Genomic DNA, 22631 nt, shown 5'->3' with positions numbered 1-22631 from the left:
TGAGCAAAGACCAAAACGACCAACTGGAGGAGAAAACATGTTTTCACGTCGTTTCATTCTGGGTGCGCTGAGCGCCGCAACCCTGACAGGATCCGCCTCGATGGCGGTAGCAGAAGAAGTTTATATCCCGATGGTTTCCAAGGGCTTCCAGCATCAGTTCTGGCAAGCGGTGAAATCTGGTGCGGAACAGGCGGCCGATGAGTTCGATGTCAAGATCAGTTTCGAAGGCCCGGACAATGAAACAATGGTGGACCGCCAGATCGATATGCTGGCCGCTGCCCTGGCCAATAATCCCAAAGCGATCGGTTTTGCCGCTTTGGACAGTCAGGCTGCAATCCCGCTTTTGAAACAGGCGAATGAGAAGGGCATACCGATCATTGCATTCGACAGCGGCGTTGACAGTGATATTCCGGTTTCCACTGCTACCACCGACAATCTTGCAGCCGCTGGTCTGGCCGCGGACAAGATGGCCGAAAAACTGGGCGGGAAGGGCAAAGTGGCCGTTGTGGCACATGACCAGACCAGCCGTACCGGCATCGACCGTCGTGATGGCTTCGTCAATCGCATGGCCGAAAAGTATCCGGACATCGAGGTTGTCACGGTTCAATATGGCCAGGGTGACCATCTGAAATCGACCGAAGTCACCAAAGCGATCCTGACGGCAAACCCGGATCTGAACGGGATCTTCGGAACAAACGAGGGCTCAGCCATCGGCGTTGTAAATGGCGTACAGGAACTGGGCACCGAGGGGCTGGTCATCATTGGCTATGACAGCGGCAAGGCTCAGAAAGACGCGATCAAAAGTGGTCTTATGGCGGGTGCGATCACGCAGAATCCTGTGGGTATCGGTTACGAGACCGTGAAGGCTGCGGTTGCAGCTCTGAACGGTGAAGAGGTTCCGGAACTGATCGACACAGGTTTCTACTACTACGACGCCTCGAATATGGACGACCCAAAGATTTCGGCTGTTTTGTACGACTAGGGATATGCGCCCATATCGACCAATCTGGCCCGCCTTTTCGGGTGGGCCAGACATGGATTCAGAAGTTTCGAAGCATTCGGCCAACGTCCATGGCGGATGGCGTGATGCAAGAAGCGATGCAGAAACGTGGGACGACAACGTCCCACTTGAGGTTGACGTGAAGGACGCGCTGAAAACGACCATCGGCAAGATGGTGCTGTCGGAGCAATCACATACAACAGGTGCCTAAAGGCCTGCCTCTTCGCCGGTGCTCTCGCAGCGATCGTCATGTTCTTACCATGAAACAACATCATGCGCTGAGCTTAAAGCTACGATGGATCAAACAGTTTGGGGCGTTATCCGGGACAGATTTGTCTGCGCTATTCGGGTATCCGGAGGGCTTGTTTCAGAAGATCAACCCGCTCTTTCGTTAGAACGCCAGTTCTCAGCCATTCGTAAGAAAGTCCGATATATACGCCGCCCATTCGAATTCCGAACCAGATTGAAAACTCGGCATCGTGGCTTTCATCCTGTCCTTTGACGATCTTGTCATCGCCTCGTTCACTTCGGGGCCTGGTGCCACCACTCTGCCGATGCTGATCTTCTCGAAGGTCAAGATCGCCGTGTCACCGGATGTGAACGCCTTGGCGACGCTGATCATCCTGGCCGTAGGTGTCGCACTGGCAGGGGCCATGCTGGGGTTCAGGTCCGGCAGGAAACGCTAGGGGTCAGATCTTCATCACTGAAAACGCAGGGTTCTGCTTCATGCTTCCAGACCACCTGTTCACACCCGGGCGGCCACGGCAAATTCTTCACATAAGCAGAAATTCCCTTGAACAGATGCGCAGCAACCATGTGCGGAATTGGCTGACGGCCCGAGAGCCATCCGCGCGAAACGAGGTTACAAGATAATAGGCATTGCCGGTGGGAATGCTCAGATCAAGCGGCGCAACGAGATGCCCTTTGCGCCGCCCCTCTTCACCAAAGGGCCGGCGGTCCATTGCCCAGCCCAGCCCGCTCTGTGCCGCCTGCAACGCGTTCGAACGATTGTCCATGTCGGCTATCGGTTTCCATGGGGTTTCGCTCAGACCCGCTGCCGAGAACCATCGGTTCCATTCATTTGCATGATGGCGGCTGCGGATCAGAGGTTCCGACAGCAGCTCTTCGGGTTGGGGAACCGATCCGCGTGCCGCGAGGTATTCCGGCGCGCAGACCGGTTGGATTATCTCATCGAACAGCTTGATGCAGCGCGCCTCTTGCGGAGGTTTGTTAGCATATACGATGGCCATATCTATATCACTGCCGCTGAGAGTGATCTCTTCGGGCATGGTGACGACATTGACCGTTACATTTGGGGCAGCTTCTCGCAATTGCGGCAGTTTCGGAATCAGCCACATATTGGCCAGTGATTGATACATGTGTACCGAAACCGACTGATCGCTGTTCTTGTCCGTGTACTGGGCAAATGCCGCATCAAGCGTGTCCAATGCCTGACGCAGCGGCTCATAGAGTGCTTTGCCGTCATCCGTCGCTTCAACCAGTTGGTTGGTTCCGCGCTGCAATAGCGTTGTGCCTACGAAAGCCTCCAGCGACTTAATCTGATGACTGATGGCCGAGCCCGTAACGTTGAGCTCTTGCGCGGCTTCAACATTGCGACCCAGCCGGACAACGGCTTCGAACGCACGAATGGCGGCAAAGGGTGGGATTTTCCGTGACATCTGAAAACTCGATGAAAGTCCAACGCGCTGACAGTATGGTAAATGTCCCGTTTGTCCCAGCCTTTTCCTGTCAGACACTTGCCGTGCACAGATCGAACAGGTGCTGAAGTTCGGATGCGTTCAGGTGATCGAATTGTTCCGACAGGTGGCGAATGTCCTCTGCCCGCTTGGAGCCCAGAACCGGATCGGCCAGCATGTGGAATTTGTCGGTGATCTGCGCATCGGACAACGGCATGTCAGCGTCTCCGCGTGGGGTGCGGGGGGCATCCTCGATCCGGCGACCGTCTTTCAGGGTTATCGATACCTGTGCCCAGCGTTTGTCGGTGCTGATGCGGGTCATTTCCGCATCATCAATCAACCGGGTGGCGCGGCTGATGCGCAGGATATCGGGGTCGCATAGCGCGTCATCTGTCAATTCAGACACACCGACCTGACCGCGCACGATCATCGCTGCCACGGGGAAGGCGATGGCATAGGTGAACTCATCCAGATTCTGCGGCTCATGCCCGGCCAAACGGGTGGCATAGTGGAAGGTGCGGATGTCCACGCTGTCCACCTGATCATGGGTGAAACCGTGCTGCTGCATCATGTCGTGTACAGAATCGAGCGACGGGTGCGCCCAGCGACAGCACGGATAGGCCTTGTAATGCGTATGCTCGATCAGTCGCCAGCCGGAACCCAGATCGGCCCAATATTCCGCTCCCTCATCGCCTTCACAGGTCAGAGCCGGCGCGCCGGTGAACCCCTCGGACGCAAGATAGGCTGCCGTCACACCCGAGGGCGCGCCCCAGCCCACGCCATCACGCAGCATGGTCGGATGGTCGATGCAGCGCATCATCTGGCTGCGGGGGCCGTGATATTCGCCGATGCCCGCCGCGTGGCGAATCTGTTCCGCGCTGCCGCCCAGCAATTTTGCCCCGGCAGCGGCCACACCCACGGCTGTCCACGCGCCCGAAGTGTGATAATCGGCACAGGTTGCGTGCTGCACCAGCCCCGCACGGTACGAAATCTCATAGGCGGCGGCGAGGATTTCAGCAAAGCGTTTGCCGTCGATGTTCTCTCCGCTGGCCTGTGCCATGGCGATCATCGCCGGAAAGATGGCTGATCCCGCGTGCCCCTTGCAGGGGGTGGTGCCGTCATGGGCATCGATGCTGTCTACGGTGAACGCCCCGGCCATGGCCGCGCCCACGGGCTGACCGCGCGCCCGTCCATCAGCATCCGCGCGCCGCCCGCAGCACCTGTGCCAAAGATCAAGGGCGCGGTGCGGCGCGCAATTTTGGACAATTCGGTTGTCGCACCCACGGCGGCTACGCCCATCGTGTCGACAAATGACCGGCGCAGCGTCCACAGCGCGGCCTCGGGCAGGTCGTCATAGCGCAGATCGGCGGCGAACTGGTCAAATCTCGGTGCCATCAGCTCAGTTTCTCCACGGCAGATTTCATGCGCTCTATCCCTTCGATGATATTGCCTTCCGAGGTCGCAATCGACATGCGGAAAAACGGATCGCAGGAAAACCCGGGGCCGGGCACCACCACTGCGCCATGATCCATCAGATAAGCGGCCAGATCGGTTGAGTTGGTCAATTTGTTCCCGTCCGGTGTGGTCCGCCCCAAAAGCGCGCCGCAATCCGGCATCAGATAGAATGCGCCGCCCGGTTCCCGGGTTTCCAAACCGTCGATCTGTGCCAACCCGGCCAGCGCGACATCACGGCGGCGCTGATAGGTGGCGCACCAGTCGCCAAGAAAATCCTGCGGTCCGGTCAGCGCCGCGACAGTTGCGGCCTGAGAGATTGAGCAAGGGCCGCCATTGGTCTGGCTGAACAGGCTGCGAATGCCGCCAGTCCACCAGTCCGGCCCGCCAGCAAAGCCGATGCGCCAGCCGGTCATGGCATAGGATTTGGAAACCCCGTTCACAGTCAGGATACGGTCACGCAGATCGGGCACAACTGCGGCCAGCGTGGCGAATTCAGTCCCGTCAAAGATGATGTGCTCATACAGATCATCCGAGATCACGTTGACCTGTGAGTGCCGCCGCAACACCTCTGCCAGTGCCTTCAGCTCGGCCGCCGAATAGACCGCGCCGGTTGGGTTCGACGGTGAACAGAGCATCAATAGCCGTGTGCGTGGGGTGATGGCTTTCTCCAGCGCCTCGGGCGTCAGCCTGAACGCGGTCGCGGCGGTGTCGACCAGAACCGGCCTGCCGCCCACGGCCTGCACCATCCCCAGATGCGACGCCCACAGTGGCACGGGCAGGATCATCTCATCGCCGGGATTCAGCACCGCCTGAATCGCCGAGGCCAGCAGAGGCTTGGCCCCGGAACAGACGATGATTCCCGAGGGGGAAAATGCCAACTCATTGTCCCGGCGGAATTTCTCGATCACCGCTGCCTTGACTGTGCCCGTTCCGTCGGTGGGGGTATATCGCGTATCGCCCGCGCGTATCGCGGCAATGGCAGCCTCGCAGATATGGGCGGGGGTGTCGAAATCGGGTTCGCCCACGGAAAAGTCGATCAGATCCGCGCCCGCCTGCCGCATCTCGAACGCCTTGTTGAACACGCCGATGATCGGCGACGGAGGCAGTTCATCCACGAGGTTGGACAGCATCAGGACGCCTCTGCCAGATCGGCCAGTGTCAGGTTGGGGCCAAGACTGCCTGGTCCGACGAGAATATGGATGACCGCCGCCTTGCCCGAGGCCATCGCACGTTCCAGCGCCGGAGCGAATTCGGCGGTGTTTTCCACGCGCTCGCCATGGGCACCAAAGCCTTGCGCTACCATCGCGAAATCGGGGTTGGTCAGCGCGGTGCCCGAGACGCGTCCGGGATGTTTGCGTTCCTGATTGGTGCGGATGGTGCCGTACATGCCGTTGTCGATAATGATGAAAATCGGATCGAGCCCGTATTGCACCGCTGTGGCCAACTCCTGCCCGTTCATCAGGAAATCGCCATCGCCCGCAATATAGACGGCGGGGGCATAAGGGCGTGCCACCTTGGCCGCCACCGCAGCCGGAACGCCCATACCCATCGCGCCCGAGATCGGGGCCAGCGCCCCAAGGAACTGCCGATAGTCGAAATGGATATTGGGCCAGTCCGCCGCGTTGCCTGCGCCCGTGGTCATGGTGGCCCCGGCAGGCAGCGTGGTGTTGAGAACGCGCATAACCTCGGCCATATCGACCGGACCGGACTGTACAGGCAAAGCGCGCATCGCTTCATAGTCTGCACGGGCATCTTTGGGCGAATGGCGCTTGGCCACCGGCAGCAGAGCCAGTGACTTTGCAGCCTCGTTCGGGTCTGCCAGTATGGGCAGATCGGCTTGATAGAGCCGCCCCAGATCTTCGGGTCCGGGCAGGATATGGACCAGTTTACAAGCGGGCTGTGGAGCCTGAAGCAAGCTGAATTTCAACGTGGTCCCGTCATTCAGCCGCGCCCCCAGCGCGATCACCAGATCGGCGGATTTGGCATATTCATTTGGCATCGGATTGCCGCCAAAGCCCAGATTGCCGATGAAATTCGGGTGATCATGCGGGAACAGCCCCTGTCTGCGAAACCCGACTGCGACCGGCAGCCCGTGATCCTCGGCAAAACGGATCGCTGCGGCGTGCCCTTCCTCGGTCCAGCAGGTGCCGCCCAGCAGCAGCAGTGGACGTTCGGCCCCAGCCAACAGTTCAGCCACCTGCTCCAGATCGGCAGGCGTTGGTGCGGGCGGGGTCAGTTTGACGGCAGGCAGATCGTGTGTGTCGGTCAGCTCGGCCAGCATATCCTCGGGCAAGGCCAACGCCACCGGACCGGGACGTCCCGACAGGGCGGTGCGAAAGGCGCGGTTGAGGTATTCGGGAATGCGCGCCGGGTCGTCGATCTCGGCCACCCATTTGACCATGTGGCCCAGATATCGGCGATAATCGACCTCCTGAAACGCCTCTTTGTCGCGATGGGCGCGCGGGATCTGTCCGATCAGCAGGATCAGCGGGGTCGAACCCTGCTGTGCCGTATGCACCCCGATCGAGGCATTGGTCACACCGGGCCCGCGCGTCACGAAACAGACACCCGGTTTGCCTGTGGCATCCGAATAGGCCGCCGCCATGAAGGCCGCGCCGCCTTCCTGTCGGGTGGTGTAGTATTTCAACGTGTTCGAGCAATCATGCAACGCATCCAGCGCCGCCAGATAGCTCTCACCGGGGACGCCGAATATGGCCTCGACCCCGTTGACCCGCAGCATGTCGATCAGCACCTGTCCGCCTGTCCGCATCCCGATCACTCCTCTTGTTCCGTATTCGTATTTTCCACCGGCGAAGGACGCTGGAAACTGAAAAACTCACACCGGGGTTGAAGCGATTTCACCCGGATACTGATAATGCCCGGCAAAGCAATGTGCGACCGGGCCGGTCATCTCGGCCACATCATCGGGCCGGATACGGATGGTCACTTCTCCCGCTGGCATGTGCACCCGCATCTCAGCCTGATCGGTCCGTCTCGACAGGCGCGCCGCCTGCACCGCGGCACAGGCGCCCGAGCCACAGGCCGTGGTCAGAACACCCGGGCGTTCATAGACGGAAAGCCGCATCTCGGTCGCGGACAACATCTGGACGACACCCACATTGACGCCTTCGACAAAAAGCGGATCCGCCATGATTTTCGGGGCCAATGCGGGCAGGTCCACGCTGTCCAGATCGTTGGTGAAATACACCGCATGAGGATTGCCGATGCTGACACCTATCGGATTTTGCAACGCCGCATTGCCAACCGGCAGCGCCATCATATCCTGCTGTCCGGACAAAGGCATGGCTTGCCAGTCCTGTGTCAGCACGCCCATTTCCACCTGAACCAGATGGTCGCCACGGCGTTCGGCGCGCAGGGGGCCGACTTGTGTTTGCAGGGTGATCTCATCCGCCGCAGCCTCTTCCAGCAACATCCAGGCCACGCAGCGTGTTGCGTTGCCGCAGGCCTGCACCTCGGTCCCGTCAATGTTATAAATACGCAGTCTGGCACGCACATCGGGCAGGTCCGAAGGTTCCAGCACGACCAACTCATCCGCGCCAACACCAACCTTTGGGTCACACACCCAGATGATTTCCTCTGGTGACGGGCAGTAGGGAGCGTTTCGGGCGTCAACAATCACGAAGTGATTGTGCAGACCCTGCATCTTTAAGAAGTCTGGCATGAAACTAGTGCTGCAGGATTTGGCTCAGGAACAATTTGGTGCGGTCGCTTTGCGGATTGTCAAAGAAGCTCACCGGGTCGTTTTCTTCGATGATTTGTCCTTCGTCCATGAAAATCACTCGGTCGGCCACGGCTTTGGCAAAGCCCATCTCATGGGTGACGCAAACCATCGTCATCCCGTCGCGGGCCAGACCGACCATTGTGTCCAGAACCTCGGACACCATTTCAGGATCAAGCGCCGATGTCGGCTCGTCAAACAGCATCACCTTGGGGTTCATGCATAGGGATCGAGCAATGGCAACACGCTGCTGTTTGCCACCCGACAATTGGCCGGGATATTTGTCGGCCTGTTCGGGGATGCGCACCCGTTCGAGATATTTCATCGCTGTCGCGCGCGCCTCGGCCTCGGGCACGCCGCGCACCCACATGGGCGCAGCCGTCAGGTTTTGCAGAACGGTCAGGTGTGGAAACAGGTTGAAGTGCTGGAAGACCATGCCAACTTCCATCCGCACCTTGTCGATATCTTTCATTTTGGCGTGCAGGTGCAGCCCGTCGACAATGATCTCGCCCTCCTGATGCGCTTCAAGCCAGTTGAGGGTGCGGATCATGGTGGATTTGCCTGACCCGGAGGGCCCGCAGACAACGATCTTGTCGCCTTTGTTGACGGTGAAGTTGATATCGCGCAGCGCGTGATAACTGCCATACCATTTGTTGACGCCGCGCATTTCGATGATCGGTTCAGCCATGACGCGGTCTCCTTAATGGCTTTTGGTGCGGAAATGACGTTCGATCCGGCCCTGAATCAGCTCAAGGCACATCGACAGCATCCAATAGATCAGCGCCGCGGTGATCAGCATCTCCATATGCTGGAAGGTCTTGGTGCCCAAGGTGCGGGCCAGGAACATCAGCTCCCATACACCGATGACCGACACCAGAGAGCTGTCTTTCAGCATCGCGATGAACTGATTGCCGGTGGGCGGGATGATCAGCGGCAGCGATTGCGGCAGGATGATACGGCGCATGGTCAGGCCGAACCTGAACCCCAGCGAGCGCGAGGCTTCCCACTGGCCTTTCGGGATCGACTGGATGCCTGCCCGGAAAATCTCTGTCATATAAGCGCCATAACACAGGGTCAGCGCCAGAATACCTGCGGGCACGGCGTCGATCACATAACCCAGCTGGGGCAAGCCCAGATAGATCAGATAGACCTGCATCAGCAGCGGCAGGCCCCGGAAGAATGAGGTGTAAAAACTGGCGATCGCAAAGGCGAAGCCGTTTGATGACAGTTTGGCTACGGCTCCGATGATCGCCAGTATAGACGCCAAGGTGATAGAAATGGCCGAGACATAAAGCGTCGTGAAGACGCCCTGGCTGACCATGAACCAGACCTTCGACCGGATGAAGACGAAATCCAGATCGAAGCCATAGAAGAAGGCAAGGAACAGGGCCAGCAACTGCAGCCAGACGATGGCGACCTGAAGCCGGAACTTGAGAAATCCGATCAGAACGATGTTCAGCACGAACAGAATGCCCAGCACCAGTCCGGTGGCAAAGCGCCCATAGAACCCGGAATCGGCGGGTTCACCGATTACCGGGCGCATAAGCTCGCCGATGATTGATCCCGTGGTGTCGATCAGCGCAAAGAATGCCGTTGCGACCACCAGCATGATTGCGATTACTTTGGGTTTGTGGACCAGCGGATCGTTGACCACCGTATCAGCGTAAAGCATGACCTGCCTCCTGCTTCAGGTGGCCCGCACGGGTGCGGGCCAACCTGTTTTATCGTTATTTAGTAGAGGTATAGTCGACGCCGTACCACTTCTCGCTGAGTTTGGTTAGCGTGCCATCCGACCGCATTTCCGCCACGATACCGGCGAGCTTGTCGTTAAGCTCCTGGTCGCCACGATCGATGGCGATGGCCAGCGGCTCATAGAATACCGGGTCACCGATCACCTTGAAGGGATAGTTGTTTTTGATGCCTTCCAGAATGGCTGGCAAGGAACCGACCATACCATCCAGACGGGTGCCATCACCCAACCGCAGATCGTCCATCACAGCGGTCGAGTCCTTGTAGGATCGGATTTCGCCCGGTTCGACTTTGTAGTCAAAAGCTGGGACACCTTCGGCATCAATTGTCAGATCATGCTGCAGGTACAGTTCGAATGTGCAACTGGTGCAGGCCCCCATGACTTTGCCATTGAGCTCGTCAACCGACGTGACCGAGCTGTCATTGTGCACCGCGACAGCTGCCGGGGTATAATAGTAGACGGCCGGAAAGCTCAGCACTTCGGCCCGCGCTTTTGTCGGTGTCATCGAGCCCACCGATACATCCCAGCGCCCGTTCCAGTTGCCTGCTGTGATGATATCCCAGGCGGGTGTCACAAACTCGACTTCGACGCCCAAGCGCTTGGCGATCTCGCGTGCGACATCGACATCAAAGCCATCCATTTCGTTGTTGTCATTCAGAAAGCTTTGCGGGGCCCAGTTTGCATCCGTCGCGACTTTGAGCGTGTTGTTCGACATGATGCGGTCCAAAGCGTCACCGGCAAAGCTCATCCCGGTGGATGCGCAAAAGGCTGCTACGGCGGTGGCGATGGTGAAAATTCGTCGTGTTTGTGTCATGCATTCCTCCCAAGTTGGATACGCGTTGGGAAATCTGCACTGCGAACGCAAATCCTCTGAGGGAATTATTTTTTGCCAATTTGAATATTTTTCACAGATCAGAGGTTTCACACTTGTTCGACCGGCCGCACTCTGGGCGCGCTATCCGGGCGACAGGTATATTTTACTAAATAAAGCGATTTTCAGGTGACCCGCGCCGGTATCACACGCCGCCCGCGTTAGAGCCTGCCAGTCGTCCGAATACGCATCCGTTGATCAGGCCGGTTCCGCCGGGGTAGTTGAAGAAGAACACGCCTCCCACCAACTCACCTGCCGCATAAAGCCCCGGAATCGAGGCAAGATCATTGTCCAGCACCTGCGCCGTGTCCGGGTCGATGCGCAGCCCGCCGAAAGTGAATGTGATGCCGCAGCCGACCTGATAGGCCTCGAACGGGCCTTCATCGATGGTGTTGGCCCAGTTGGACTTTGGCACTGTCAGACCTATGGTGCTGCGCCCGTCTTTGACGTTCGGGTTAAAGGCCGTGCCCGTATCCACCGCTGCGTTAAAAGTTTTGACCTCATCCAGAAAACCCTGCGGATCAACGCCTTCCAGCTTTTGGGCCAACGCCTCAAGGGTTGGAGCGGACACTTTGGTCACCCGTTTGATCCGGTATTCGTCGCGCAGCAGATGCGTGACCTTGGAATCGAACACCTGCCAGGCGAACTGTTCGGGCTGGTTCAGGATCACCCGGCCGTATTTGGCGTACGTGTAATTGCGGAAATCCGCGCCCTCGTCCACGAACCGACGACCCGCCGCGTTCACCATGATGCCCCATGGGTAGGAGTGTTTCTGGAACCCGTCGCCCACTTCCAGATCGCCGAATTCGGGGGCGTTGTAATCCCACCCGACCGCATGGCAGCCGGACCAGTTGCCATAGGTCGAGGCTCCGATCTCCATGGCCATCCTAAGGCCTTCGCCAGTGTTGAAGCGCGAGCCGCGCACCCGCGCCATCTCCCACCCCGGGCCAAGGTAACGTGTGCGCATTTCCGGACTGGCCTGAAAGCCGCCGGCGGCCACGACCACAGATCTGGCACTGATATCCTCAAGCTTACCTTGGTGGCGCACGCGGACTCCGGTGACCGCGTGACTGTCAGTCAGCAGTTTGATGGCGCGGGTCTGGTACCGGATCTCGATGCCGCTCTTGCGGGCGATGCTGGTATGAGCGTCCACCAGACCTTCGCCACCGCCCCAGGCTTCAAGCGTCAGGCCACCCCAGAACTTGAACCGACCATCCACCTTGAATGCCTGACGGCCATAGATCGGCATGAATCGGATACCTTTGCCGCGCATCCAGTGCATCGTTTCGCGCGAAGAGCGCACGATGCGTTCGCACAGCGCCGGATCGGTGCGGTACTGCGTGACGCGGAACATGTCGTCAAAGAACTGCTCTTCGGTATAGGTGCCGAAATCGGTGATGGCGATCTGGTCCTCGGACAAATCAGGGCAAAGCGCCCTGATATCGTCGACCCCGTCATAGGCAAAGCGGATGGCACCGGCGGTAAAACGGGAATTGCCGCCGTTCTCCGCCTCAGGCGCGCATTCCAGCATCAGCACGCTTGCCCCTTTTTCCCGCGCGGCATGGGCGGCGCAGAAGGCGGCGTTTCCGGCGCCGATGATGATCGTGTCCCAGGTGGCCATGCCTATTTCCCCTCCTGCGGTGCCTTGAACAGATCCTTGCGCAGCGTCATCAGCGCGCCGGGATCGATTTTCGCCTGAATGACGGTGGTTTGTCCGGACGCAATCGCCTGCCGCAAGGCGGGACCCATGCCGCCGCGTCCGTCGACCCAGATGCCTGTGCCGCCGCAAAGTTCGGCAAATTTGTCAAAGCGCGGCGACGTGATTTCAGCCCCCAGCAGGCGTCCGCCGTAAAATTCCTGCTGATAGGCTTTCTCGGCCCCCCAGGCCTCGTTATCCAGCACGACAATGGTGATGGGCAGATTGTGCGAAACGGCGGTCTGAATCTCGATCATCGTGTATCCTACGGCCCCATCGCCCATCACCGCCACAACCGGGCGTTCGGGCGCGGCGGCCTTGGCCCCGATTGCGGCGGACAGGCCAAAGCCGACCAGCCCAAAATCGAGCGGTGTGATCAGCGACATCGGCGCGTAATGCGCCAGCCGGTCGGCGGCCTGAAGGCAGGTGTTGCCGGTATCCAGCGTGACGATGGCATTTTTGGGCAGGGCATCGCGTATCTCGGCCAGGGCGCGGCGCGGGTGCAAGGGCAGGGTGCCGATGGTGGCTTCTTCCGCACGTTCGGCCCAGAGGCTGTCCATATCAGCGTGGAAGGCATCGCGCCATGGTGTGCAGTCGGGTTTCGGGGTCGCTTCGGTCAATGCCTCGGCGGTCAGCCGCGCATCGCCCTGCGCCGCTATCTTGGCCGGGAAGTAGCGCCCGATAGCCGCGCCCTCGACATCCACATGGGCGATCCGTGTATCAGAGCCAACGTAATCATTGCTGTGAAAGGTTGAGTTGAAGCCCAGCCGTGCGCCCAGCACAACCATCACATCCGCCTCTTTGGTCAGACGGCTGGCCACCCGGTTGCCACGCGGTCCGGCCTGACCGGCGAACCATGGATGCCGGTGGCGCATGACATCGGCATGGCCGGTCGAGGCCACCACCGGCACTTCAAGCTTTTCGGCCAGCGCGGTCAACGCATCCCGGCCCGCGCTCCATTTGAGGCCGCCGCCTGCGAAGAGGACCGGGCGTTTGGCTGTACCCAGCAGATCGGCAATCGCGGCGACATCGTTCGGGGCGGCGGGTCCCGGACGGGCAATGTTGACGGGTTCAGGCGCGATGGTCGGGATGTCCGCCGCGAACAGGTCGCGCGGAACATGCAGCACCACTGGACCGCGACGGCCCGTATTGGCCAGCCGGATTGCATCCTCCAACATCGGCACCAGTCGTGACGGATCGGTCACCATGACCGAGCGTTTGCTGATCGGTGCAAACAGCGCGACCTGATCGACCTCTTGAAACGTATCCTTGCATTGATCGGCGCGGGTGATCGCCCCGGCGATCACCACCATCGGAGAATAGGCCAGATGCGCCTCGGCCACGGCGGTGACGATGTTGACCACACCCGGCCCGGCCTGTGCGCCCAGAACCACGCCCGGTTTGCCGGTCATCCGCGCCCAGGAATCGGCCATATGCCCCGCCGCCCGTTCATCGCGGGCCCCGACATAGGCGATGCCGCCGCCCTGATACATGGCATCGTAGAGCTCTAGCATTGAGCCGCCGAGCAGCCCGAAAACGGTATCGATTCCGTTGGCTTTCAGCACACGATAGACGGCCTCGCCGCCGTTGATTGTGGTCATGATCTCAATCCTCGGATCGGGGCCGCAGGTTTTGCGGGTCATAAATGGCGTCGTGATGGACGGTGACGGGAATGTCTCGGTTCAGGATCTGCACGCTGAGGCCTTCGGGCGGTGTGCCGCGCCGCACGAACAGCCATCCCAGCGACTTGCCAACAGTATAGCCATAGCCGCCCGAGGTGGTCAGCCCGACAGGCTGGCCATTCAGCAGCACGGGTTCACCGCCATGAATATCGATGTCGTCGGCGTGGAGTTCCGCGTAGAACAGTTCCCATTCCGGGTCACGGGACAGCAGAGCTTGTTTGCCCAGAAACTCCCGACCCTCGGCTGCGACGAAACGGTCCAGCCCGACATCCAGCGGCCCGACATCGGTGGTCAGCTCAGCGCTGGCACGATAGGCCTTTTCCATGCGCATGCCGTTGAAGGCGTAGGAGCCCAGATCGGTCAGCCCGTGCGCCGCACCCGCGTCGAACAGCGCGTCGTAAACTTCGGCAATACGGTTCAGCGGGGCGTGCAGTTCCCACCCCAACTCGCCCACGAAAGACACACGCAGGGCATAGCAGGGCACGCCCGCGACGATGATCCGTTGCCCCGAAAGCCACGGGAACGCGGCGTTGGACAGGTCCGCATCGGTTAGCTGCGACAAGATACGACGCGAGGCAGGGCCGGACAGCGCCAGCATCCCCCAATCGGCGCTACGGTTGATCATCCGCACGTGTTCACCGGGGCGGATATGGGATCTGATCCAGTCGAAATCCGGATCGGCGCGGGCAATCGCCGAGCCGGTGAAATAATGATCTTCGGCGATGTGCCAGATGGTGATCTCGGTCTCGAACCGGCCCTGTGCGGTCAGCAGGTGGTTCAGGTTGATCCGCCCGTCTTTGCTTGGGATGCGGTCGGCCGACAGGCGGTCCAGCAGCGCCGCCGCATCTCTGCCGGTGATCTCGAACTGGGCAAAGGCGCACAGGTCGATCACCCCCGCCGCGGTGCGCGTGGCCTTGGCCTCGACCGTGGCGTTGGCGTGCCAGTTCTGATGACCCCAGCCTATCCGCTCAACCTCGCCCACTTTGCCGAAATAGCGCGGGCGCTCCCACCCGGCGACCTCGCCAAACACCGCGCCTTTGGCGGCCAGCCGATCATAGAGCGGATGCCGTTTCAGCGGGCGCAGGCTTTCGAACTGTTTGCCGGGGCAGGGCGTGTCGTGGCGGCGCATGAATTCATCCTTGGTGCGCTCGACAATGAAATGATCGGTGGTGAAATCGCCATACCGGCGGGGATCGAACCCGCGCGTGTTGATTTCGGCCGCGCCATGCACCATCCAGTCGGCCAGCACCTTGCCAGCCCCGCCACCCCAAGCGAGACCGATGGACGAGCCGCAGGACAGCCAGACATTGGGCGCGCCGGATGGCCCGACCAGCATACCGCCATCCGGCGTATGCGTGATCGCCCCGCGCACCACACGCTTGATGCCCAGATCGGCCAGCACCGGCATTTTGGCAAAGGCCACCATCAGGAAATCGCCGATCGAGTCATAATCGGCCTCGAACAGCTCATTTTCCGCAGCCCAGGGCGCACCTTGCGGCATCTCCCAGACGGTGGGGCAGACATGGCCTTCGTAGATGCCAATCAGGCCGGATTTTTGTTCCTGCCGGATATAGCCGCCATAGGCATTGTCGCGCATCACCGGCAGTTCCGGGCGGCCTTCGAACTCGGGCACAGTATCGGTGACTAGATAATGGTGCAGGCACGACACCGAGGGGATTTTCAGCCCGAACCATTCCCCCACCTGATTGGCGTAGGACCCGGCGGCGATCACCACGTGTTCGGCCAGCACATCGCCTTTTTCGGTCGTCAGCAGCCACAAATCGCCCTTGCGGCTGGCCCCCAACACCTGATTGCGCCGCTCATTTCTGGCCCCGCGCGCACGGGTCGCCGCCGCCAGCGCCATGGTGACGCCCGAGGGATCGATGTGCCCGTCCTGATAGGTGCGCACCGCCGCCTTGATATCGTCGGTTCTGTAGAACGGATTTAAGCGAGCAACCTCCTCGGGCCCCACCAGATCCATCGGCAGGTCCAGCAGTTTGCCCACACCCATGATCGACTTCATCCAGTCGACCTCATCGTCGGTGGTGGCAATGCGGAACCCGCCGACCTCGTGCCAGCCGATGCTTTGACCGGTTTCCGCCTCAACGCGTTTGTAGGTCTCGATCGAGGTTTTGTTGATCCAGCCCGCGATCCGGCTGCCCACCGCATGGGCAATCTGCCCCGCCGCGTGCCAGGTCGATCCGCTGGTCAGTTCGGCCTTTTCGAACAGGATGGTGTCGGTCCAGCCGTTTTCGGCCAGTTGAAACTGCGTCGCCACGCCCATGATGCCGCCGCCGATGATGGCGACGCGGGTGGTGCGGGGGATGTCCGACATCAGAACGCCTCCTTCGCGGGTTTGAGAGAGGCGCGGGTGGCGAAGCGGGCGCAGGCGATTTCAACTTCGAAACCGGGCAGAACTGTTTGTTTGGCCAATTGCCCAAGCGGAGCGCTGACCATCGCAAGGGCAAGCGATCGCCCGAAGCGATAGCTCCACGCAGCCGAGGTGATCTGGCCGACGACCTTTCCATCATAATAGACCGGTTCGTCATGGATCGGGATCGCGTTCGGATCATCGAACAAAAGCGAGACGATGCGGCGCGTCGCGCGGCCCGCTTTTTGCAATGCCTCTTCGCCGACAAAACCGGTGCCAAAGGCGCAAAAGCCATCCAGCCCGGCCTCTTGCGGCGTGGTCCCCGGGGTCAGTTCGTGACCAAAGGCGCGGAACCCGCTTTCGATGCGCAGGCTGCCGTTGGCATAAAGCCCCGCATGGCGCGCACCCGCAGCGACCAACGCCTCATGCGCGGTCATCGCCATGTCGGCGGGGATATACAGCTCATAACCTTCTTCGCCGGTGAAACTCAGCCGCCCGGCCCAGCCACGCGCCAAACCGATCTCGACCGGGGCGAAATGAAAGCGTTTCAGATCGGGAACGGGCACGTTCGTGGTGGCCTGCAATACGTCGCGCGCTTTGGCCCCTGCCAGCCCCAGAATGGCGTAGCCGCTGGTCACATCGGTGAATTCGACGCGGAAGGTACCTTTCGTTTCGCGCATCCGCTGCATGTCGCGCACAACCTCACCGACACCAACGATCAATAGGTAGGTCTGCGGCCCATGACGCTGCACGGTCAGGTCGCTTTCCACGCCACCTCGCGTATTGAGGATTTGCGTATAGGCGATGCGTCCGACGGGAATATCCATCTGCGCCGCACAGAGTCGGTTGAGAAAGGCCGTGGCATCCGGCCCCTGCACCATGATCTTGCCAAAGGCGGACTGGTCCAGAATGGCGGCGCTGGTGCGGCAGGCCTGAACCTCTTGCGCCACCTGTTCACGCCATGCGGGGATGCCGAAGGTCAGCGGCAGATGCGCGGCGCCCCCTCCGAAATGCACCGCGCGTTCCCAGCCGCCGCGCGCCTCGAACCGCGCCCCGGCGGCCACCAGCCCCGCATGGATGGGAGAGCGGCGTTGGCCGCGCGCCGTCTCCATCGACCGGCCCGGATAGGGATTGTCGTAATGGCGGCCCAGCACTTCGGGGATGCGCGCCTCAAGCGCGCCCATCACGTTCATTTCCGGGCTGAAACGGCGGATATCGGCCTCGTTCAGCTCCATCGTCGGTTCCCCGGCGATGATCCATTCGGCCATCGCCTTGCCCGCGCCGCCCGCCAACGCGATACCGGTCGAGTTCATGCCGCCCATGAGAAACAGGCCCGGCACCTCGGGGCTTTCGCCCAGCATGAACTGGCTGTCGAGCGTGAAGCTTTCCGGCCCGTTCAGCAGCATCCGCACCTCGGCGGTTTCCAGCGCCGGAATGCGGCGCAGGGCGTTTTCCATCATCGGCATGAAGTGATCCCAATCTTCATCCAACAGATCGAATGAGAAATCGGCGGGCAGATCGCGGGTCGAAATCCCCTTGGCATGAGGTTCGAACGAGCCGACCAACAGCCCCTCGACATCGTCGCGGGCATAGAGATAGGCGTCTTGGTCGTTCAGCGTGGGCAGATGAGCGCCCTTGCCAAGCGCCTGCACCTCGGCCAGCGGTTTGGTCAGGATGTAGAAATGTTCGCAGGCATAAAGCGGCATATGCGCCCCGGCCATCTCGGCCACTTCGCGCGACCAGAGACCGGCGGCGATCACCACTTCTTCGGCCTCGATCACATGATTGCCGATCTCAACCCCGGAAATGCGCCCGTCTTTCTTTTGCAGCCCGGTAACGCGGGTGTCTTCGAAAATCTGGACCCCGCGCGCTCTTGCGCCCTTGGACAGGGCCAGCGCCACGTCCGACGGGTTGACCCGGCCATCCGCAGGCGACCAGACCGCACCGATCACATCGTCCACCGTGATCAGTGGCCACAGCTCCTGCGCGCGGGCGGCATCGACCACCTCGGCCTCCAGTCCGAAAGCACGGCCCAGCGACACCTGCCGCTTGATATTGGTCAGCCGGTCGGGGTTGGTCGCCAGTGTCAGCGAACCGGTCTGGGTCCAGCCGGTGGCCTGCCCGGTTTCACGCTCCAACTCGCCATAGAGATCAATGGAGTAGTTTATCAGCTTGGTCAGTGTTGCCGAGGGTCGCAGGCGGCGCACCAGCCCGGCGGCGTGCCATGTGGTGCCGCTGGTCAATTTCGAGCGTTCCAGAACCACGATGTCCCGCCGCCCCTCACGCGCCAGATGATAGGCGATGGAACAGCCGATGACGCCACCGCCGATGATGACCGTGCGGGCGTGCGAGGGCAGGGTCATGGCAGCACCCTGTCACTGATCATTTCGGACAGGGTCGCGCGAAACGCTTCCAACGCTTCGTCGATCAGTTCTGGTTCATGCGCCGCCGATGTAACGCCCGAGGTGTAGGACATCATATCCACCCCGCGCGCCAGCATCCCGTCGCGATAAGCTTTGACCGTGGCTTTGGGCAGCCCGCGTATCTGCGCGGGGCCAAGGCCATCAAGACCGTTGGCGCCAAGATACAGATGAAAGACCGAGCTTTCGCCATAGGCCAGCCCCGGCACGCCCAGATCGGTCAGCGCGGCGTTCATGCCGTCGCGCATCCGCGCGGCCATTGCATCGGCTTGAGTCTGCGCCTCACCACTGGCGAGCACGGGCATCGCGGCGCAGGCCGCCGCCGCGACCAGAGGCGAGGCATTGAACGTGCCTTTGTGGCTGACCGCTGGCGCAATGCCGTCGCGAGCGGTTGTATTGTTCATCAACTCCATGATCTCGGCCCGGCCACAGACCGCGCCGCCGGGCAGACCGCCGGTGACGATCTTGGCCAGAGTGGTCAGGTCGGGCACGATACCATCGCGGGCCTGCCGTCCACCGGGTGACCAGCGGAACCCGGTAATGATCTCATCGAAGATCAGCACCACACCCGCCGCCCGCGCCACGTCGTGCAGCGCCTGCAATGTCCCTGTCGGCAACGTCACCGAGCCGTAATTAGCCCCGGACGCCTCGATGATGACTGTGCCGATGCGGTCATCCTGCAGGGCGTATTCCATGGCATCAGGGTCCGCCGCGCAGACATGGATCAGGTCACTCACCGCCTCCGGGACGCCCAGCGACGCGACTTGATCGGTTCCGGGTTTGGCCCCTTTCAGCGCATGGTCGTGCCAGCCGTGATAATGCCCGTCCACACGCAATACATGGTCCTTGCCGGATTGCGCGCGGCCCAGACGCAAGGCCAACATGGTCGACTCGCTGCCCGAAGCGGTAAACCGCGTGCGCTCGGCGCAGGGATAAAGATGATTGACCCATTCGGCCCACTGGATCTCAGCCTCGTGACAATCGGCGCTGAAAATCGCCTGCCCGGCCTGTTTTCGGATCGCCTCGACAATGGCGGGATGGCCATGGCCCAGCATCTGGCTGGCGCTACCCATCTTGAAATCGATGTACCGCCGCCCCTCGATATCCCATTTCTCGGCCCTCGCGCGCGGTTGATGAAGACGGGATGCGGGTCGCGATAGCGCAGTTCGTGACTGACGCCGCCGGGCAGAACGGCCCGGGCGCGTGTATTGAGGTCAGACTGTCTCATTCCGGTCGTCCGATCTGGGCCCGTGTGAGGCGAATGTCGAAGTGGTCCCGCAGGTCGCGGTCGATGGTATCGGGGATATGCGCGGGGAAGTGGCTTTGCAGAATGTCGCGCGCCCGTTCGCGCGCCACATCGCCGATCCGCTGCCCACCTTGTTCTTCCCAGTCGCGGGGGGCGCGGCGATCACCGATATCGGGGTAGAAATAGTCGGATTTCATCCGGCTGAACGTGTGCAACTCACCCAGATAGTGCCCCTCACCCCGACACACATCCGCGATGATATCGGCGGCGATGTTCTCGGGCGTCGCCTCGATGCCGCGAATGGTGCGCAGAATGTTGCCCAACAGGTCATTGTCGCTGACATAGGCAGCATGGCTGACGCCCAGAAGGCTGGACATCATGCCCGCCGCTTGCGTCACAATATTCGACCCGGCATGGGCGGCCATAGTCACGGCCAGCGATTTCTCGGCTCCGTATTGCGCATCCAGCCGCTTGGCATCGGTGATCCCGGCAATCGAGCTGGTGGGCAAATCCCAATGCCGCCCCATCTGCGCGGCGCCCGCCATCAGAATGGCCTGTTCGCCGCCGCCGCCGCTCATGGAACCGGTGCGCAGATCGGCCACCAGCGGTTTGGGCGCAAAGATCGCCCGTGCTTCGGGATCGACCAGCCGCGCAAAGACCAGTCCGGCCAGCGTTTCGGCCACCGCCTGCACCAGCGAGCCCGCAATTGTCGCAGGGCTGGTCGCCCCGGCCTGACCGGCGCTGATCAACTGAACCGGAAAACCCGCCCCGATCGCCAGTTCCAGCACTTCGCAGGCCTCTTCGGCAAAGCGCATCGGCGGCACCACGTGGCAGACCATGACCGTCAGAAAGGGTCGGGCGCGAAACGCAGCCTCACCGCCTGCGATGCGATAACAAAGCTGGGCAATCAGGGCGACGTTCTGCGGTTCGGTGATCGAAATCGACACATGTTTGGACGTGCCGGTCAGACAGGCATAAGCGGTGTTGAGGTCCATTGTGGCGGTATCTTCGATATCGCGCGCCACCACCGACCGGCTGAAATGGTGGATATTGTCCATCCGATCCACGATGCGCGCCGCGTCATAAAGGTCCTGCAGGGTGGAATCGCGATAATCATGCGTATCAAGATCGAACACCCCCGGAGCCGCCCCGCCGGTCGACATATGCACGCGCGCGCCTTCGATCTTCAGGTCGTTTTCGGGCCGCTGCCCGCACAGAGTAAAACCGCGTTGCGCCCCATCAATCGCCCAGCGGACCAGCGCTTCGGGAAACAGCAGCCGCCCGTCATCGGTCAGCGCGCCACCCGCCGCGATCACCTTGTCGATCATCGAAGGGGTGGCCTGACTTAGGCCAAGCGCCGCCAGCAGGGAGAATGCAGAAGCCTCGACCCGCTGTACCTCATCCAGAGCAAGCGGCTTGAACCGCCCGGCAACCACGCCCGGCCAGACCGGCGGGGCAGCATCGTCCTGAGCGGTGTCTTTCAATCGGTCTTTGCGACCGCGGCGCCGGCTGGAATGGACCATCAACTCATGAGTTTTGCTATGCGTTATTGTAGTTTTCCAGAGAGCTTTGCCATTTACAAAAGCAACTTTCTCAGCAACCAATGAGAAAAACTAATCAATAGTCCTGTGATGAAGCCCTCACTTCCCGCTTTGCGCGCCTTCGAAACCGCGGCCCGGCAGGGCAGCTTCCGCGCCGCGGCCGAGGCGCTGTCAGTCACGCCGACGGCCATCAGCCACCATATTCGCGGTCTGGAGGATCAGCTCGGTACGCAGTTGTTTGTCCGCAGCGGTCGAAATGTCACGCTGACCGAAGACGGCGAAAGGCTGGCCGAGGCCACCGCACAGGCCTTTGGAATTTTGGATGACGCGGTGCGCACGCTGCACCGCCGGTCCCGCAAAGTGGTGCGTCTGGCCGCTGGTCCGATCCTTACAGCGCGCTGGCTGATGCCACGGATCAGTGATTTCTGGGAAATCCACTCCGATACCGAGCTTGAGGTCGTGCCATCATTCGAACCCGGAACGCGCACGCATGAAAACGTTGATATCGTGATCCGTTGGGACCGCATGTCCGAAGCATCGGATGACGCGATCAAACTGCTGGAGCTCAGCCCCGTTGCCATTGCCTCTCGGTCTTTTCTGGCTGCCCATGGACCGATTGAGGATCCAAAAGATCTGCTGCACCTGCCTTTGCTGCATCAAAGGAACCATTGGGGGTGGCTGGATTGGTTTTCCGCTATGAATGTGGCGGTTTCAGACCGGCTGCGCGGTGCGATATTTCAGGACGCAAACGCTCTGTTGCGCGGCGCGGCGCAAGGGCAGGGGATCGTGATCGGCTGGTTGCCTTTGATCGATCAGGACCTTGCCGAGGGCCGGGTCGTTCGGCTGTTTGATGAGGTCATTCCCCGACACATGGCTATTTCATTGAGGTTCGGGAAGCCGCCCCGTGCGACGAGAGGTGCGGCAGGTTATGGAATGGCTTACGAGTTGACGCATCCCATTTGACTGTAATTAAAAGAGTTTTAGGAGCTTTGAGTTAGTCGGGCGAAAATGCGTGTTTCGGCAAGCGACCTCCAATGCCGATCATGGGCAGGCGATAGAGTGATCTCGTTCAAAGATATTTACTTCTGCAGAAAATAAAAACAGACGTGTATGTTTTTTATTTGACGGGGACGTCCGGGTCATCCTAACGTAAACCAACCTCG

The 22631-nt window shown here is 60.8% G+C and carries 18 protein-coding genes and 1 pseudogene; 4 read left to right on the top strand and 15 right to left on the bottom strand.

The annotated features are described in order from the left end of the window. The first annotated feature begins 37 nt into the window (after positions 1–37). The 3 genes from ACR3E4_RS18135 to ACR3E4_RS18125 all read left to right on the top strand — a co-directional run bounded on the left by ACR3E4_RS18135 (position 38) and on the right by ACR3E4_RS18125 (position 1686). Positions 38–982: a substrate-binding domain-containing protein gene (locus tag ACR3E4_RS18135; RefSeq protein ID WP_480535974.1), complete on the top strand. Its 945-nt coding sequence runs from the start codon at positions 38–40 to the stop codon at positions 980–982. A gap of 52 nt (positions 983–1034) precedes the next feature. Next, positions 1035–1211 carry a hypothetical protein gene (locus ACR3E4_RS18130; protein WP_480535976.1) on the top strand — a complete coding sequence of 59 codons (177 nt, stop codon included), beginning with the start codon at positions 1035–1037 and terminating at the stop codon, positions 1209–1211. A gap of 268 nt (positions 1212–1479) precedes the next feature. Next, a complete protein-coding gene (locus ACR3E4_RS18125; protein ID WP_480535978.1) occupies positions 1480–1686 on the top strand; it encodes a hypothetical protein in 207 nt (68 codons plus the stop codon). A gap of 87 nt (positions 1687–1773) precedes the next feature. On the opposite strand, the gene ACR3E4_RS18120 is transcribed toward ACR3E4_RS18125, so the two are convergent. The 15 genes and pseudogenes from ACR3E4_RS18120 to ACR3E4_RS18050 all read right to left on the bottom strand — a co-directional run bounded on the left by ACR3E4_RS18120 (position 1774) and on the right by ACR3E4_RS18050 (position 21450). Further along, entirely contained in the window at positions 1774–2679 is a 906-nt protein-coding gene (locus tag ACR3E4_RS18120) for a LysR substrate-binding domain-containing protein (RefSeq protein ID WP_480535979.1), read from the bottom strand. Positions 2680–2749: 70 nt separating this feature from the next. Beyond that, positions 2750–3265 (bottom strand): MmgE/PrpD family protein, encoded by a 516-nt coding sequence (locus ACR3E4_RS18115; protein WP_480567263.1) that lies wholly within the window; start codon positions 3263–3265, stop codon positions 2750–2752. A gap of 168 nt (positions 3266–3433) precedes the next feature. Continuing rightward, positions 3434–4092: pseudogene (locus ACR3E4_RS18110) on the bottom strand (MmgE/PrpD family protein); the annotation flags it as partial. Next, complete coding sequence (locus ACR3E4_RS18105; RefSeq protein WP_480535983.1) at positions 4092–5282, bottom strand: pyridoxal phosphate-dependent aminotransferase; 1191 nt, start codon at positions 5280–5282, stop codon at positions 4092–4094. The gene ACR3E4_RS18105 and the pseudogene ACR3E4_RS18110, both read right to left, overlap by 1 nt. Continuing rightward, positions 5282–6922 (bottom strand): thiamine pyrophosphate-dependent enzyme, encoded by a 1641-nt coding sequence (locus ACR3E4_RS18100; RefSeq protein WP_480535984.1) that lies wholly within the window; start codon positions 6920–6922, stop codon positions 5282–5284. Before ACR3E4_RS18100 ends, ACR3E4_RS18105 begins: the two co-directional genes overlap by 1 nt. Before the next feature lie 66 nt (positions 6923–6988). Further along, entirely contained in the window at positions 6989–7834 is an 846-nt protein-coding gene (gene dapF / locus ACR3E4_RS18095) for a diaminopimelate epimerase (protein ID WP_480535986.1), read from the bottom strand. A 4-nt stretch (positions 7835–7838) separates the two neighbouring features. Next, positions 7839–8579: an amino acid ABC transporter ATP-binding protein gene (locus tag ACR3E4_RS18090; RefSeq protein ID WP_480535987.1), complete on the bottom strand. Its 741-nt coding sequence runs from the start codon at positions 8577–8579 to the stop codon at positions 7839–7841. Positions 8580–8591: 12 nt separating this feature from the next. Continuing rightward, positions 8592–9563, bottom strand: coding sequence for an amino acid ABC transporter permease (locus ACR3E4_RS18085; RefSeq protein ID WP_480535989.1), 972 nt, complete (start codon positions 9561–9563; stop codon positions 8592–8594). A gap of 55 nt (positions 9564–9618) precedes the next feature. Then, positions 9619–10455, bottom strand: coding sequence for a transporter substrate-binding domain-containing protein (locus ACR3E4_RS18080; protein ID WP_480535991.1), 837 nt, complete (start codon positions 10453–10455; stop codon positions 9619–9621). A gap of 202 nt (positions 10456–10657) precedes the next feature. Further along, entirely contained in the window at positions 10658–12133 is a 1476-nt protein-coding gene (tcuA, locus tag ACR3E4_RS18075) for an FAD-dependent tricarballylate dehydrogenase TcuA (RefSeq protein WP_480535992.1), read from the bottom strand. Between the two features lie 2 nt (positions 12134–12135). Then, positions 12136–13809, bottom strand: coding sequence for a thiamine pyrophosphate-binding protein (locus ACR3E4_RS18070; RefSeq protein ID WP_480535994.1), 1674 nt, complete (start codon positions 13807–13809; stop codon positions 12136–12138). Positions 13810–13813: 4 nt separating this feature from the next. Further along, the gene (locus ACR3E4_RS18065) at positions 13814–16225 is read right to left on the bottom strand and encodes a GcvT family protein (RefSeq protein ID WP_480535995.1); all 2412 of its coding nucleotides are present in this window, start codon (positions 16223–16225) and stop codon (positions 13814–13816) included. Continuing rightward, positions 16225–18624: a GcvT family protein gene (locus ACR3E4_RS18060; protein ID WP_480535997.1), complete on the bottom strand. Its 2400-nt coding sequence runs from the start codon at positions 18622–18624 to the stop codon at positions 16225–16227. The genes ACR3E4_RS18065 and ACR3E4_RS18060 overlap by 1 nt, the downstream gene beginning before the upstream one ends. Then, positions 18621–19754: an aspartate aminotransferase family protein gene (locus ACR3E4_RS18055; RefSeq protein WP_480567127.1), complete on the bottom strand. Its 1134-nt coding sequence runs from the start codon at positions 19752–19754 to the stop codon at positions 18621–18623. Before ACR3E4_RS18055 ends, ACR3E4_RS18060 begins: the two co-directional genes overlap by 4 nt. A gap of 151 nt (positions 19755–19905) precedes the next feature. After that, positions 19906–21450 carry a trimethylamine methyltransferase family protein gene (locus ACR3E4_RS18050; RefSeq protein WP_480535999.1) on the bottom strand — a complete coding sequence of 515 codons (1545 nt, stop codon included), beginning with the start codon at positions 21448–21450 and terminating at the stop codon, positions 19906–19908. A gap of 108 nt (positions 21451–21558) precedes the next feature. On the opposite strand from ACR3E4_RS18050, the gene ACR3E4_RS18045 reads away from it, so the two are divergent. After that, positions 21559–22431 carry a LysR family transcriptional regulator gene (locus ACR3E4_RS18045; RefSeq protein ID WP_480567125.1) on the top strand — a complete coding sequence of 291 codons (873 nt, stop codon included), beginning with the start codon at positions 21559–21561 and terminating at the stop codon, positions 22429–22431. The last annotated feature ends 200 nt before the right edge of the window (positions 22432–22631 follow it).

The organism is Ruegeria sp. AP11, assembly GCF_056535865.1.
This window is presented reverse-complemented; position numbering and strand designations above follow the sequence as displayed.

Bases quoted from the DNA above. Each gene is read 5' to 3' on its own strand.
- ACR3E4_RS18070 (WP_480535994.1), bottom strand. From the start codon at position 13,809: ATGACCACAATCAACGGCGGCGAGGCCGTCTATCGTGTGCTGAAAGCC.
- ACR3E4_RS18045 (WP_480567125.1), top strand. From the start codon at position 21,559: ATGAAGCCCTCACTTCCCGCTTTGCGCGCCTTCGAAACCGCGGCCCGG.
- ACR3E4_RS18065 (WP_480535995.1), bottom strand. From the start codon at position 16,225: ATGTCGGACATCCCCCGCACCACCCGCGTCGCCATCATCGGCGGCGGC.
- ACR3E4_RS18130 (WP_480535976.1), top strand. From the start codon at position 1,035: ATGGATTCAGAAGTTTCGAAGCATTCGGCCAACGTCCATGGCGGATGG.
- tcuA (WP_480535992.1), bottom strand. From the start codon at position 12,133: ATGGCCACCTGGGACACGATCATCATCGGCGCCGGAAACGCCGCCTTC.
- ACR3E4_RS18105 (WP_480535983.1), bottom strand. From the start codon at position 5,282: ATGCTGTCCAACCTCGTGGATGAACTGCCTCCGTCGCCGATCATCGGC.
- ACR3E4_RS18055 (WP_480567127.1), bottom strand. From the start codon at position 19,754: ATGGGTAGCGCCAGCCAGATGCTGGGCCATGGCCATCCCGCCATTGTC.
- ACR3E4_RS18100 (WP_480535984.1), bottom strand. From the start codon at position 6,922: ATGCGGACAGGCGGACAGGTGCTGATCGACATGCTGCGGGTCAACGGG.
- dapF (WP_480535986.1), bottom strand. From the start codon at position 7,834: ATGCCAGACTTCTTAAAGATGCAGGGTCTGCACAATCACTTCGTGATT.
- ACR3E4_RS18115 (WP_480567263.1), bottom strand. From the start codon at position 3,265: ATGCAGCAGCACGGTTTCACCCATGATCAGGTGGACAGCGTGGACATC.
- ACR3E4_RS18085 (WP_480535989.1), bottom strand. From the start codon at position 9,563: ATGCTTTACGCTGATACGGTGGTCAACGATCCGCTGGTCCACAAACCC.
- ACR3E4_RS18050 (WP_480535999.1), bottom strand. From the start codon at position 21,450: ATGGTCCATTCCAGCCGGCGCCGCGGTCGCAAAGACCGATTGAAAGAC.
- ACR3E4_RS18090 (WP_480535987.1), bottom strand. From the start codon at position 8,579: ATGGCTGAACCGATCATCGAAATGCGCGGCGTCAACAAATGGTATGGC.
- ACR3E4_RS18135 (WP_480535974.1), top strand. From the start codon at position 38: ATGTTTTCACGTCGTTTCATTCTGGGTGCGCTGAGCGCCGCAACCCTG.
- ACR3E4_RS18120 (WP_480535979.1), bottom strand. From the start codon at position 2,679: ATGTCACGGAAAATCCCACCCTTTGCCGCCATTCGTGCGTTCGAAGCC.
- ACR3E4_RS18080 (WP_480535991.1), bottom strand. From the start codon at position 10,455: ATGACACAAACACGACGAATTTTCACCATCGCCACCGCCGTAGCAGCC.
- ACR3E4_RS18060 (WP_480535997.1), bottom strand. From the start codon at position 18,624: ATGACCCTGCCCTCGCACGCCCGCACGGTCATCATCGGCGGTGGCGTC.